Raw genomic sequence first — 13,136 nt, forward strand, 5'->3', positions numbered from 1 at the left:
GTAATTAGTAATAGGTAAACGGTTAGCAGCTAACCGTTTATTTGCTAACTATAATAAGAAAGTAATGAGAATAAGAAAGCCCCCGAACACAATAGTGGTCGGGGGCTTTTTGTCGTTCTGATGTTGGTTCTAATTTTAAACGCGGTTAAACAACATTGTTTAACCGCGTTCAAGAATTAGAATGAGTTATCCGTACGTTTAGTATTTAAACAATTGAACTTGAGTATTCAACTGTTGCGCAATACCGCGCAACTCTTCAGACAAGTGACGAGAATTATCAGCCTCGGTAGACATATTTTCTGATACGTCATTAACTAACTGAATATTCTTGCTGACTTCGCCGGTTACCGATCTTTGCTCAGATGCTGCGTTCGAGATATGTGAAGCCATCTCCGAGATCTGTTGAATCGATGTCGCGATCTCTTCCAATGCAATCGTTGCGTTATTTGCATCATCGACACTTGATTGCGCTAAGCCTTGGCTACGTTGCATTGATTCAACCGCACTCACACTGTTTTTCTGCAGAGTCTCAATCATTTCGCGAATCTCGTCGGTAGAACTATGAGTACGCTGAGAGAGAACACGGACTTCGTCTGCCACAACCGCAAAGCCGCGACCTTGCTCACCCGCACGTGCCGCTTCAATCGCTGCATTTAAGGCTAGTAGGTTGGTTTGTTCTGCAATATCAGAAATGGTTGAAAGAATTGTGTTGATATCTAACGCATTTTTCTCAACTTCTTGAATGATCCCTGAAGCGTTTTCAACTTGCTGAGCAAGGTTGGTGATCGAATCTTGGTTACGAATGATCACTTGCTTACCTTGTTCACAATTTTCTGTTGAACTGATCGCTGAATCAGCCGTCATTTGCGCGTTGTTTGCTACTTCTTCTGCTGTTGCCGACATTTCATGTACGGCTGTAGCAATCTGAGAAATTTCGTGAAGTTGGACTGATAGACCTTCACTTGTTTGACGAGCGACATTGGTACTAATTTCAGATTGCTGATTAAGCTGGTTTGAAGAGCCCGCAATATCACGCACTATCTCTTGAAGTTTTGCTATGAACGCGTTGACGTGATGCGCTAGGGTGCCAATCTCGTCTTTACTATGAACAGTCATACGCTGTGTTAAGTCGCCGTCACCTTTGGACAATGCTTCCATTGCCGAGCTTAGTGTCGTTAATGGCGACAGTGCTTTCTTGATGATAAACATCGCAACAAATGCGATTACAGCAAGTTGTATTAGACCAAATATTACCGACTGACGAACTAATGAATAGTAAGAAGCAAAAGAGTGGTCTTTATCGATAACAACAGTGAAGTACCAGTCTGTATGAGGAACTTTCTGAGCAGAAAGAAGGGAGTCGGTACCTTTAATCGTTAGCTCTTCAAATTCTGGGTTTTGCGCAAGTGATTTGATTTTCTGAGCAGAAAGGTTGTTTGAAATATTAGAAACAGGCTTTAGCGTTAGGCTACGGTCTCTATGGGCAACAATATTACCTTTACCATCGACAAGAAAAGCGTAAACACCAGGTTGCTCAATACTTACAATATCATTGATGAGGGTGTTTAAGTTCAGGTCTGCACCAATAACGCCAGAGAACCCGTTGGTATTGAATGGGCTTGCAATTGTTACCACTAGGTCATTCGTAGCTACATCAACATAGGGTTCAGTGACGACTGTTTGACCTGCCGCCATAGGCGCTTTGTACCAATCTCGAGTACGTGGGTCGTAGTCTTGCGGTACTGGCAAATCACCACCTAGAAGAAAGCGACCGTCAGAAAGTCCAGCGTAGGCAATTTGGAACTTACCAGCACTCGTACTTTGAGTTAAATAGCTGGTTGGGTCATCGGTAAAAGTAAATGAATTTTTCGCTGCATTTACAACGTTAATTCGGCCTTTAATCCATTTTTCTATACCCGATACCGTTGTATCAGTTAGTGTATTTGAATACTGCTGAATGGAACGATAGGTTTCGTTAAGAAGTTGCTTACCTGTTACATAAGTCTGAATCATAGTCATCGCGAAAATAATGACAACAAACATCAATGTTAATTTGTTCTTGATTGAAATATTGCTAACACCCATTTACGGTACATCACTCTTTTAGAAATTTTCGAGAGAGTAGCAGTACGCCGTATTACCGTAAAGATATTTTATTACTGATTTTTATCAATAAATGAATAGTATAAAAATGAGTTATAAACGGAAGTGACGAGAAAGGGTGGTTTTCGAGGGTTTTAAGCTAAATGTTTAGTTTTTAGGCGCAAAATCAGACATTAAGGCCAATAGGTCACGAGACCATTAGCCTTTAAGTTACCGTTTAAACAATCGAATTTAACATTTGATCACTGATGGATCTTAAGTGTTGAATAGACTTAAAAGCCAAATCGAGCTGACATTAAGAATTGGTGGCCGTAAGTACCGTTATTTCGAAGGTCAATACCTACTGAAAGCTGTTCTGTTGAGTGGAAGCGAGCCCCTACACCGACAATTGAACTCGTGTCGTCGCTGTCGACGAGTTGACCAAGGCGGGCGTTAACTTCAATGTTTGCCAGCAACCAAGCTCTTAAACCAATATTGATTTCAGTTTTAATGTGGTTACCATCATTACGTTCGATGTTGTGCAGTAACATCTGTCCAGTAATATCAGCCAACTGATTAATTGGGCCGTTGAACCCCATACCTACAGCCGCGTCCCAATCCCCTTCAAATTCAGAATCGATTCGAGCAACAAAGTGTGAGTTTTGAGTGAACATTGTTGTGACTTCGCCACCAAATGTACTAGGGCTAATACCTGTGCGTAGCTCAAATGTATTGTAGTTAAAGTTGTTTGCATACGCAGAGAATGAACACAGTGTAACTAACCCCAAAAGAACCGTCTTGTTTGCGCTACCTAGCATGGTGACTCCATATTAATTATATTTTCCGGCATTATAATGCAAAAAAGCCTGCAATATGCAGGCCATTTGTTATAAATCATGTCTTTGAAGTCGACGGTACGGAGTTTGTATCTTACAAAACTTGAATATGATCTACTTCGATCTCTGGCGTTTTACCACCTTCGTATTCGCCAAATATACGAACTTTTGTATCTGCGGTGAGCGGTTGCGCTAGAAGGATATCGTCATCCAGTTCGATTTGAATTTCACTCTGACCATCAGAGAATACGAACGTATCGTTCTTTAGTTGACGAACAATCTTGCCATCTACGATTGCTTCTTGCTCTGCGAACATGCTGGTGTCTGCTAGTAGAGTCGCAACTGAAACGTTTTTCTTAATTTGAAACGTTTCTTTTCGTGAGTGCGCTTATTTTGTTTGTAAGCTTCGTTTCGATGGAGCTATTAAACAACACTGGGGTTGAATCCAGAGTGAGTAACACATTCATTTTCCATTCATTTTATTGAGCATCTACACGACAATGACGTTAAGATGGAGGCAGAGAAATATTGCCCATAGCTATAAATTGAAAATTAAGAAATAAAGGATTTAAGTACAGATGCGATCACCGTTAAACGCCCTTATGGTTCAAGGGACAACGTCAGATGCCGGAAAAAGTGTTTTGGTGGCAGGTTTATGCCGTGTTTTGGCAAGGAAAGGCATCAAAGTGGCACCTTTTAAGCCACAAAATATGGCGCTAAATAGCGCAGTGACAAAAGATGGTGGCGAAATTGGTCGTGCTCAAGCGGTTCAGGCACAAGCTTGTAATATTGAGCCTACCGTTCATATGAATCCTGTATTGTTAAAACCCAATTCAGATACGGGCGCGCAAGTGATTCTACAAGGAAGAGCACTGACGAATATGGAAGCGACCGGATATCACGACTACAAGAAAGTTGCGATGAATTCGGTTATCGATTCGTTTGATCGACTTTCCGATGAATACCAAAGCGTGATGATTGAAGGTGCGGGCAGTCCCGCAGAGATCAATCTTCGAGAAAACGATATCGCGAACATGGGCTTTGCTGAAAAGGCAGACGTCCCAGTGATCATCGTTGCTGATATTGATCGTGGCGGCGTTTTTGCACATCTCTACGGCACGTTAGCTCTATTGTCTGAATCTGAACAAGCGCGCGTAAAAGGCTTTGTGATAAACCGTTTTAGAGGTGATATTGCGCTTTTACAATCGGGTTTAGATTGGTTAGAAGAGAAAACCGGTAAGCCTGTGATCGGGGTATTGCCTTATCTACATGGTTTTAACTTGGAGGCGGAGGATGCGATAACCTCTGCTCAAGAGTCTGATGGAGAAGCTAAACTCAAGATTGTGGTGCCTGTACTAACTCGAATCAGTAACCATACAGACTTTGACGCTCTGCGACTTAATCCGTCGATTGATTTACGCTACGTAGGCAAAGGCGAGCGCCTGAACAACGCTGATTTGATTGTATTGCCGGGAACAAAATCGGTAAGAGCCGATTTGGAATACCTAAAACAGCAAGGTTGGGATAAAGATATTCAACGTCATCTTCGCTTGGGTGGGAAGATGATGGGTATTTGTGGCGGTTATCAGATGCTAGGGAACATCATCCACGATCCAGATGGCGTTGAAGGGAAACCTGGAAGCAGTGAAGGGTTGGGGTATCTTGATACTGAAACGATACTAACACAGCAGAAAACTTTAACTAATGTGTGTGGAACCATGACACTTGATGGGAAAACTGCACAAGTAAAAGGGTATGAAATCCATGTAGGTAGGACTGATGTCAATGAAACGGCCTTACCGGTTCATTTAGAATCTGGCAGTGTTGATGGTGCTGTGAATCAAGATAACTCAATTTTTGGTACTTACTTACATGGCGTATTCGATAACAGTGATGCATTGTCGCTTATTTGCGAGTGGGCAGGCGCCAATGATGTGACAGCGATTGACCATGAACAGCTTAAAGAGTTGGGTATCAATCGAATCGCTGATGCCATCGAAGAGCATTTAAATCTTGACCTGCTTTGGCCTGAATTAACAGCTTAGGCCGCAACTTAGAAGTTAGCTCGAGAATTTAAACGAACAATAGATTAAATGAGAATAATGAAAAAACGAGTCATCCTTTTAACTATTATCTTAGTTTCAGCACTGAGTTCTACTCATCTTTTGGCTGCTGAAAAACTACGAGTTTATGCTGCATCGTCTATGACGAACGCGGTTAACTTGTTAGTTGGAGAGTTTGAGAAAGATCATTCTGTCGATGTTATTCCAGTGTATGCGAGCACGTCGTCTTTGGTGCGCCAAATTGAACGAGGTGCGCCAGCAGACATTTTTATCTCGGCAAACGAAAAATGGATGACGCATTTAGTCGATCGTCAATTGGTTTCTAGTGACAATGTCACAAACTTGTGCGAAAACGGACTCGTGCTAATTTCCCCGAAAGAGACGCCAATATCTTTGGACCTCTCAAACGGTGACCAATGGGTAAAACTTCTAACGAATGAAAGACTTGCAGTTGGCAACACCATGTCGGTTCCTGCGGGTATCTATGCGAAAGAAGCGCTAGAAACGTTAGGTGTATGGGATGATGTGAAGACTCGATTGGCACCAAGTAACAATGTTCGTATGGCATTGGCTTTGGTGGAGCGCAGTGAAGCTAAGCTTGGCATTGTCTACAAAACAGATGCGTTGCTTTCTAAAGAAGTAAATTTGGTCTCTACGTTCCCAGCCGATCTACATACACCAATACGTTACCCTGTAGCAAAATTGAGTGATAAAGTCGTCGCAGAACAGTTCTATACTTTCCTAAAGAGCGAAAAAGCGAAGAACACCTTGAACAGTTTTGGATTTGAAGTGCGCTAAATGATGTATTTATCGGAATACGAATACCAAGCGTTAATGCTGAGCTTGAAAGTCGCTGGGTTTGCCATCTTGTGGCTTATTCCTATCGGTATCGGCTTAGCATGGTTGCTTGCTAAGAAACAATTTTTGGGCAAAAGCATTGTAGAAAGTATTGTTCATTTGCCTTTGGTGCTTCCCCCCGTGGTTATTGGTTATTTACTACTAGTGATGATGGGCAGACAAGGCGTTATTGGCTCTTGGCTTAATGACGTGTTTGGTATTGTATTCAGTTTTAGCTGGAAGGGCGCGGCACTCGCGTGTGTTGTTGTCGCGCTGCCATTGATGGTTCGCTCTATTCGCCTGAGCCTAGAAACCGTAGACAGTAAACTGGAAGAGGCCGCAGCCACATTGGGCGCTTCACCTCTTCGTGTGTTTTTCACCATCACTTTGCCTCTGATGCTCCCAGGGATCATTACTGGCACCATGCTTTCATTTGCTAGAAGCTTGGGTGAATTTGGTGCGACCATCAGCTTCGTTTCTAATATCCCTGGAGAAACTCAAACCATTCCTTTAGCCATGTATACCTTTATTGAAACCCCTGGAGCGGAAATGGAAGCGGCTCGTTTGTGTGTCATTTCTATTGTCATCGCACTGAGTTCACTGATGCTTTCTGAATGGCTCAACAAAAAGTCAGCAAAACGTTTGGGGGGCAACGCATGAGTCGCATGAGCGCTTTGGTACTCCAATATCAGCAACAGCTTGGTGAAACGTTTTTTGATATTGACTTGGAATTGCCGAGTACTGGTATTACGGCAATTTTCGGTCGTTCTGGTGCAGGTAAAACCTCACTTATCAATGCCATTAGTGGTCTCAAACAACCAGATAATGGCTTGATCAGCGTATCTGGAACCACTCTGTTTGATAGTCGCAATGGCATTAATTTGCCAACCCATAAACGCAACGTTGGTTATGTGTTCCAAGAATCGCGATTGTTCCCGCACATGAAGGTAGCTGCGAATTTAAAGTACGGCATGAAATGCGTCGATAACGTGCACTTTGATCAAATAGTCTCGCTGCTATCGTTGGGCTCGCTGCTTGATCGTTATCCAGCCCGCTTGTCTGGGGGGGAGAAGCAACGTGTTGCGATTGGCCGCGCACTGTTGTCTAAGCCCAGCATTCTATTGATGGATGAGCCATTGGCGTCTCTGGACTTACCTCGTAAGCGTGAAGTAATGCCGTTTCTGGAAAACTTATCTGAAACCGTTCAAATACCGATTATCTATGTCACCCATAGCCTCAATGAAATATTACGCTTGGCAAATCACCTTGTGATCATTGATCAAGGTAAAGTTATTTCATCGGGGATGACGGAAGAGGTATGGGCATCGAGAGCCATGCAACCGTGGCAATCTTTTTCAGAGCAAAGTTCGTTGTTTGAAGCGACATTAGCGGAACATAATGATGATTATGCGTTGTCACGTCTAACGTTAGGTAAATCAACGTCACTTTGGGTTCAAAAGGTGTCGAGCGAGCTTGGCACTACGGTAAGGCTGCAAGTGAGGGCAAATGATGTCTCCATCACGCTACAGCAGCCGCAAGGCACTTCGATACGTAATATCCTTCCTGTCACTATTAAAAGGGTAGAGACGCACCAACAAGGCTCGAATAAGCAAAGCGTTGCTGTCGAGTTAGAACTTGAGGCCGGATGCTACCTATGGGCAACCATTACATTGTGGGCGCTGGATGAGCTGAACTTAGAAATTGGACAACGTGTCTACGCACAAATTAAAGGCGTGAGTGTTGCGCAAAGAGATATCGCGATAACGCACTAAGCTTATGCACTAAGTTTATGGATCAAGCTCATGCGATAAGATATTCAGATCTAGCGGTAATACATTAAGATCTAGTGGTAACACGTTAAGATCCCACGACGTACTTGGTTTTTGGTTTCATTTTAGAAAGGGTAAAACTCGATCTTGATTCTGTGACTCGATCTTGATTCCATAAATGACTACATGCGTCATTTTTATACGGTATAACTGCCAGTTTTGCGTCATACTGTATGAGTGTTTGTGCATATTTCGTACAATGAGAAAAGTTAGAACGATAAGAGCCACAATGAGAATCCCTGCACTAACAAGAAACCAGACGTTACGTTCGAATAATAGAAGAAGCGAGCAGAAAAAGAACGTATAGAAAAAGCAACAGGTACAAAAAAGCCGCTTGTTGAAGCAACATACGGCTTAATCATTAAGTTTTCGTTAAGCACTCAACCTAAATTTAGGTGAGATGAATGGCTTATCGGATGAAAACTTCTTTAAAATCACGCTTCAAGATCGCATCACGACGCGCTTTCTTGATTTGCTTAGCCATGTCTTTTACACAGTTATGTAAAATTTGGTCTAGCAGTTGAGCTCGGTACTCTTCTTTTTCTTCGTCAGTCATGCCTTCTGGAAGTTTAAGAGTAGGGAACTCTTCCATCATGTTTACGCCTGCAAAAGCTTGGCTAACAGAGATTAGAGCGTGGAATTGCTCGAAGTTGTCCAAAACATTTTGTGCGCTTGCTGGAAGGCTGCTCCAAGTTTCACGCACTGCTTCTTCAGACACCTCATGAATAGAAATAACCATGTTGTGCATCTCTTTAGGCACTTCATCAAATTCGATAACTTGGCGAAGCTCTGGTGAGATAGTGGTTAAATCGATTTCTTGTACTTCGTTGTTTGTAGCGTCTGACATAGTATTTCTCTTTAAAAAGAAACAATGCTAAAAAGATCTGTAAAAAAGTCAATATAATATAGAGATTAGGGCATGATTTAAGCCCAAATTTGAGCTACTTTGAATATTCAACACTAGATAAAGGTGATGTGATGATAGAAAAGGGATCTTCGATGCGCATATTGCTGGTTGATGATGTTCAACTAGACAGGATGCAACTTGCTATTCGACTCAAGCAACTGGGTCATATCGTGGAAGCTGTCGGTAGCGGAAAAGAAGCCCTGAACGTCTATTCTGATTTTGATCCTGAACTTGTATTACTAGATATAAGCATGCCAGACATGGACGGTTTTGAGGTCGCTAACGAGGTTCGTCTACAATTCCCAGAGTGGGTGCCTATCATCTTCTTGAGTGGTCATGAAGAGCCAGAAATGATCGCCAAAGCGATTGATGCTGGTGGTGATGATTACCTTATCAAGCCGGTCAATAAAGTGGTTCTCAATTCTAAGTTGATTGCTATGCAGCGTATTGCGCACATGAGACGAGAGTTAAAACAGAGTACCGCCAAACTCGAAGAACTGAATATACTCCTGCAACAACAAGCCAACGAAGACGGCCTAACCAAATTGTACAACCGTCGATATATGGATACTAAGCTTGAAGAGAGCATTGCGTGGCACGGACGACGTAATATATCCATGACCGTTATACTACTCGATGTTGACTTCTTTAAGCCTTACAACGATAACTATGGCCACATTCAAGGGGATAAGTGCCTACAAGGGCTTGCCAATACTTTGAAAGAGCTCTTTGTTCGAGCTGGAGAGTTTGTTGGACGTTACGGCGGCGAAGAGTTCGTCATCATTCTGAGTGATACCGACAGCTCCGCGGCTAATTTACAGGCCAATCGTGTAAAAGAAGCACTGCATCAAATGAACTACGTCCACGACTACTCAGCAGTATCTGACAGGGTGACAGCGTCACAAGGCGTGTTGTCATTCGTGCCTGAGGGGGGTGAGGCTATCGCTTCTATTTACGAAAAGGTTGACCAAGCACTGTACCAGGCCAAGCAAAGTGGAAGAAATACCTACATACAACGCGATATTATGGAGCTTGAGCAATAGTTGACGAGCTTCGGTAGTAACCTGAATTATACTTCTAGTAGCTTATAAGCTAGGAAGTGACTTAAGTGATAAAAGAAATGCAGCATTCCAAGTCATTCGTCATGACTAACTCAAACAAAGGTCTTGTATTAACTCTGTTTGTTTCCGTGTCTCCAACTGCTGTTAACGCAGCTTCGCTCTCTGAACTGGTCAGGAAAGACATTGAACAAACCTTCGCAACGAGTGTTTTGCTCAATGATACGGATGTGTTTACCTTTGGCATAAATAATTTTGATCCCAACAAAGTCTTTAGTTTGGACAATGAAGATATTGGCTCTAATGACTCAGTAAGTCGCCGACAAAATATCGCGTCCCTCAGCCTTCCTTATACCTTTGAAGTGCCAAGTTATATTGAAGACAACCATCAAGAAGTAACACTTCGTTTATCTGCGTTGCGGATAGAGAAGGATGTTCAATATGCCAGTTCAACGATAAGCGACTTTCAAAAAGAGTCTGTTGTTTCTGGTTACGTTGAGTATGCGAACGTATCCCAGTTGAACGAATACTGGAGTTTTAGTTCTGCAATTGGTAACCATATTTCCTATTATCGAAACGATTTTGAATATCGTTCTTCGTTGCTTGCACCAATTCAAGGTCAACTGGATGGTCTTTATCTGAACACGGATGCTTGGGCATACATAATAGAGCCTAAGATAAAGTTGATGTTTGAAGATAAGAATGACTGGGGTAAATATAAACTCAGTACCAGTTGGCATTACTTTAATGGTATAGGTTGGGGAGAAGCCAATAACGGTAATATTGGTCACCCAGAAGGTTGGTATATCGCAAATGAAGCCAAGATTTTCTATGACTTAGTGCGTTGGGATAAGAACATTACATCCATGTATTCGAGTCTAAGAAGAATCGATATTGGTGGTGATACCATAGTGTCTATGGGTACCAATGCTTACTACGAAGGTAGTGTAGGTTGGTTGCTTAACCCCAATCTGTTTAATGACTGGGTCGACAATATAGGAATAGGGTTTACTATCAATTACGGAAGTAGTTTGAAAGGAGGGAGCCTAGTCATCTTCTTTAACCAAGACTAGTCTAAGCACCAACGCTTTCGATGTTCACACCGTTAAATTACGATGTTCAGAGCTTTACATTCCAAGACTTTCAACGTCTTTAACTATCGACACACAGCTTGTTTCGGCCAGTTTCTTTTGCTTTGTACAGGGCATTATCGGCAAGTTTCAATACTTCTACGGGTTGTTTAGTGGTTCTACTATCAGACAGCCCAATACTCACCGTTACGTTTACGACTTCAGTTGTTTTATTAATCTGACCACGCTTTTTAATGCCGACTTCATGGTCGTCAGGGCGATCGTTGCTATTTCGAATCGTCATATCGTAGTTTTGTACTTCGGAAATGAGAGCCTGCAGGTGTTCTTTAACCTGTTCCGAGTATTTGCCTTTAAAAATAATCGTAAACTCTTCACCACCATAGCGATAAGCTTTTGCACCACCGGTTGTTTCACTCAATATACGTGCTACCAACTTCAACACATCGTCGCCAATGTCATGTCCGTAGGTATCGTTAAATTTCTTGAAGTGGTCGATATCAACCATCGCCATTGAGTATTTACGCCCCAAGTGCTTCATATCTACTTCTAGTGCGTGTCTACCTGGAATGTTAGTCAAGCGGTCATTAAAGGCCATATCATGACTAGCTGAGACTACATAGATAATGAACAACGTGCCAGACAGCGAGAACATCGTACTAGAGATGTATTGCACATCAAAAAATATGAACGTACAAGAAGACAGTAAAATTGCACTGTATACGACAACATCAATCGCGCGGTTGTATACCAGAACCAACATTGAAGTCAGGCCAAGTAAGCAAAGGCTATATAACGCCAAAACAAAAGGCAGCCGCGAGAACCCGCTAACGATAAACAGAAGCCCCTCGCTCCATGACTCAAACCCACCAGATTGGAAGTGAGAAACAATTAATTGCGCCCATACCGTAAACAGAACGAGAACCAAAGCATATAGGAACATGGATTTTGAGTTAACGCCGTTATCTGGGAAGGCATACACCAGTAAGCAGGTTACAGGAACTAAAGCGGTTAACAGGGACAGTTCTAATAGAGTGGTGCCCGTGTTGAGTGGCGTTTGTAAGCGAACTTGGATGATGAGGTATGCGACGAGCATGGTTAGAGACACCATGGCCATACGACCTTGCTTAAATGTGTGGCACAACAAAACCGCAACGCTCAATAAAATATATGGGAGGTTGCTAGCAAACCCTAAGTTTGACTCCGTCACGAGAATGACGTTGTTCATACCTGCAAGTAATATTGCCAATAAAAATAAGGGAAAGCAAAATCGAAACATGCTCGACGTGACGAAAGAAGATGTCATTTATGTGGTGAGCCTAACTATAATGATGATCTTATAATTTAATTTTATACGTAGGATACGGTTAAACAAACAATTGCCAAGCTTTTTCATTAAATTATAGCAAAAACATGATCATAGCTCGATAATTGTACAACGATTTTATATGTATTTGAGTTGCTATTAATCATATAACGAGCTACACAGTATATATGATAAATGAAACAGTTGTTATTGCTACTTAACTAGATTTAGATAGTTTGTTCTTAAGAGGTCGATGAGCACCTAATTAGCAATGGACAGATGTTGTAACGACTAGCTGCAGAAGCGGTTAGCTACAGCGGCGATTAGTCACAACAATGATTAGCTGCAGCAACGATTGAAATAGAAACAACCGCTAAACATGGAGGTGTACTATGCAAATAAGTGTCGATGTTCATAACTATATGGAAACTTTGGTGGGAAATGTATTAGCCACAGAGGAGTATGTTTCTGGCTATACCAACGAGCAGCTAGCCGATCTTGCGTGTTTGGCTTTAGGTCAGCTTAAGCCAATCTATATTCGCTTCGATGTCGATTTTCTCTCGGCATTACCAGAGGATAAATTGGTACTGTATAAACGAAATAGTGAGATCGCGGTCAAAAATGCAGAAAGTATGATCATTGACGACAGAAGACGTGAGCGAGACGACAATGTGCCCGTAATCTTTAGTCAACATAATTTTGATGATGACGTAGAATTGCAATGGTATGAAAAGCCATTGTTGAGCGACAAACAGTCATGATAGTTTACGGTTAATGCGGTCATTTAAGGAGTAAAAACGTGGGATTCTTTTCTAGATTATTTAGTGGCAAAGAAAAAACCGAACAAAAAGTAGAAATTGAGCCAGTTGAATATAAAGGTTTCAATATCTATCAAGATGCCATTGCAGAATCTGGTCAATACCGTGTAGCTGGGCGAATCGAGAAAGAATTTGATGGTGAAATCAAAACCCATCGTTTTATTCGTTCAGATGTTGTTTCAAACAAACAAGATGCCGATGAACTGATGCTTAAAAAATCGCAGATGTTCATCGACCAAATGGGCGATAGCATTTTTAGCTAACCAAATAGGGTTAGAATTGATGTTGGTCATAATTTAGAGAGCTTTCAGT

General features: G+C 42.0%; 12 protein-coding genes and 1 pseudogene. 8 read left to right on the forward strand and 5 right to left on the reverse strand.

Annotated features, from left to right (window positions below):
- Positions 1–198: 198 nt before the first annotated feature.
- The 3 genes and pseudogenes from AB4407_RS03500 to AB4407_RS03510 all read right to left on the reverse strand — a co-directional run.
- Positions 199–2,085 (reverse strand): methyl-accepting chemotaxis protein, encoded by a 1,887-nt coding sequence (locus AB4407_RS03500; RefSeq protein ID WP_372118669.1) that lies wholly within the window; start codon positions 2,083–2,085, stop codon positions 199–201.
- Between the two features lie 290 nt (positions 2,086–2,375).
- Positions 2,376–2,900 carry a hypothetical protein gene (locus AB4407_RS03505; protein WP_009845348.1) on the reverse strand — a complete coding sequence of 175 codons (525 nt, stop codon included), beginning with the start codon at positions 2,898–2,900 and terminating at the stop codon, positions 2,376–2,378.
- Positions 2,901–3,012: 112 nt separating this feature from the next.
- Positions 3,013–3,273 (reverse strand): annotated as a pseudogene (locus AB4407_RS03510) (YgiW/YdeI family stress tolerance OB fold protein); the annotation flags it as partial.
- A 223-nt stretch (positions 3,274–3,496) separates the two neighbouring features.
- On the opposite strand from AB4407_RS03510, the gene AB4407_RS03515 reads away from it, so the two are divergent.
- The 4 genes from AB4407_RS03515 to modC are packed head-to-tail and all read left to right on the forward strand — an operon-like array spanning position 3,497 to position 7,590.
- Positions 3,497–4,963: a cobyric acid synthase gene (locus AB4407_RS03515; protein ID WP_372118672.1), complete on the forward strand. Its 1,467-nt coding sequence runs from the start codon at positions 3,497–3,499 to the stop codon at positions 4,961–4,963.
- Positions 4,964–5,020: 57 nt separating this feature from the next.
- On the forward strand, positions 5,021–5,779 hold the full coding sequence (modA, locus tag AB4407_RS03520) for a molybdate ABC transporter substrate-binding protein (protein WP_372118674.1): 759 nt from the start codon (positions 5,021–5,023) through the stop codon (positions 5,777–5,779).
- Positions 5,780–6,478, forward strand: a complete 699-nt coding sequence (modB, locus tag AB4407_RS03525; protein WP_372118676.1) for a molybdate ABC transporter permease subunit — start codon at positions 5,780–5,782, stop codon at positions 6,476–6,478.
- 5 nt (positions 6,479–6,483) lie between these two features.
- The gene (gene modC, locus AB4407_RS03530; protein ID WP_372118852.1) at positions 6,484–7,590 is read left to right on the forward strand and encodes a molybdenum ABC transporter ATP-binding protein ModC; all 1,107 of its coding nucleotides are present in this window, start codon (positions 6,484–6,486) and stop codon (positions 7,588–7,590) included.
- A gap of 466 nt (positions 7,591–8,056) precedes the next feature.
- Here modC and AB4407_RS03535 read toward each other — a convergent pair whose 3' ends face one another.
- Entirely contained in the window at positions 8,057–8,494 is a 438-nt protein-coding gene (locus AB4407_RS03535; protein WP_372118678.1) for a DUF3069 domain-containing protein, read from the reverse strand.
- 152 nt (positions 8,495–8,646) lie between these two features.
- On the opposite strand from AB4407_RS03535, the gene AB4407_RS03540 reads away from it, so the two are divergent.
- Entirely contained in the window at positions 8,647–9,597 is a 951-nt protein-coding gene (locus tag AB4407_RS03540; RefSeq protein ID WP_372118681.1) for a diguanylate cyclase, read from the forward strand.
- A 77-nt stretch (positions 9,598–9,674) separates the two neighbouring features.
- A complete protein-coding gene (locus AB4407_RS03545) occupies positions 9,675–10,685 on the forward strand; it encodes a Solitary outer membrane autotransporter beta-barrel domain (protein WP_372118855.1) in 1,011 nt (336 codons plus the stop codon).
- 79 nt (positions 10,686–10,764) lie between these two features.
- Here AB4407_RS03545 and AB4407_RS03550 read toward each other — a convergent pair whose 3' ends face one another.
- On the reverse strand, positions 10,765–12,006 hold the full coding sequence (locus AB4407_RS03550; RefSeq protein WP_372118684.1) for a GGDEF domain-containing protein: 1,242 nt from the start codon (positions 12,004–12,006) through the stop codon (positions 10,765–10,767).
- A 392-nt stretch (positions 12,007–12,398) separates the two neighbouring features.
- On the opposite strand from AB4407_RS03550, the gene AB4407_RS03555 reads away from it, so the two are divergent.
- The gene (locus tag AB4407_RS03555; RefSeq protein WP_372118687.1) at positions 12,399–12,767 is read left to right on the forward strand and encodes a late competence development ComFB family protein; all 369 of its coding nucleotides are present in this window, start codon (positions 12,399–12,401) and stop codon (positions 12,765–12,767) included.
- A 38-nt stretch (positions 12,768–12,805) separates the two neighbouring features.
- The gene (locus AB4407_RS03560; RefSeq protein WP_012600627.1) at positions 12,806–13,087 is read left to right on the forward strand and encodes an HlyU family transcriptional regulator; all 282 of its coding nucleotides are present in this window, start codon (positions 12,806–12,808) and stop codon (positions 13,085–13,087) included.
- Positions 13,088–13,136: the final 49 nt, after the last annotated feature.

The organism is Vibrio sp. 10N.261.46.E11 (assembly GCF_041472735.1).
Classification (GTDB): Bacteria; Pseudomonadota; Gammaproteobacteria; order Enterobacterales; family Vibrionaceae; genus Vibrio.

Excerpts from the sequence above, each read along its gene's own strand:
- AB4407_RS03550 (WP_372118684.1), bottom strand. The coding sequence starts at position 12,006 with ATGACATCTTCTTTCGTCACGTCGAGCATGTTTCGATTTTGCTTTCCC.
- AB4407_RS03505 (WP_009845348.1), bottom strand. The coding sequence starts at position 2,900 with ATGCTAGGTAGCGCAAACAAGACGGTTCTTTTGGGGTTAGTTACACTG.
- AB4407_RS03535 (WP_372118678.1), bottom strand. The coding sequence starts at position 8,494 with ATGTCAGACGCTACAAACAACGAAGTACAAGAAATCGATTTAACCACT.
- AB4407_RS03555 (WP_372118687.1), top strand. The coding sequence starts at position 12,399 with ATGCAAATAAGTGTCGATGTTCATAACTATATGGAAACTTTGGTGGGA.
- modC (WP_372118852.1), top strand. The coding sequence starts at position 6,484 with ATGAGCGCTTTGGTACTCCAATATCAGCAACAGCTTGGTGAAACGTTT.
- modB (WP_372118676.1), top strand. The coding sequence starts at position 5,780 with ATGATGTATTTATCGGAATACGAATACCAAGCGTTAATGCTGAGCTTG.
- AB4407_RS03515 (WP_372118672.1), top strand. The coding sequence starts at position 3,497 with ATGCGATCACCGTTAAACGCCCTTATGGTTCAAGGGACAACGTCAGAT.
- modA (WP_372118674.1), top strand. The coding sequence starts at position 5,021 with ATGAAAAAACGAGTCATCCTTTTAACTATTATCTTAGTTTCAGCACTG.
- AB4407_RS03540 (WP_372118681.1), top strand. The coding sequence starts at position 8,647 with ATGCGCATATTGCTGGTTGATGATGTTCAACTAGACAGGATGCAACTT.
- AB4407_RS03500 (WP_372118669.1), bottom strand. The coding sequence starts at position 2,085 with ATGGGTGTTAGCAATATTTCAATCAAGAACAAATTAACATTGATGTTT.
- AB4407_RS03545 (WP_372118855.1), top strand. The coding sequence starts at position 9,675 with ATGCAGCATTCCAAGTCATTCGTCATGACTAACTCAAACAAAGGTCTT.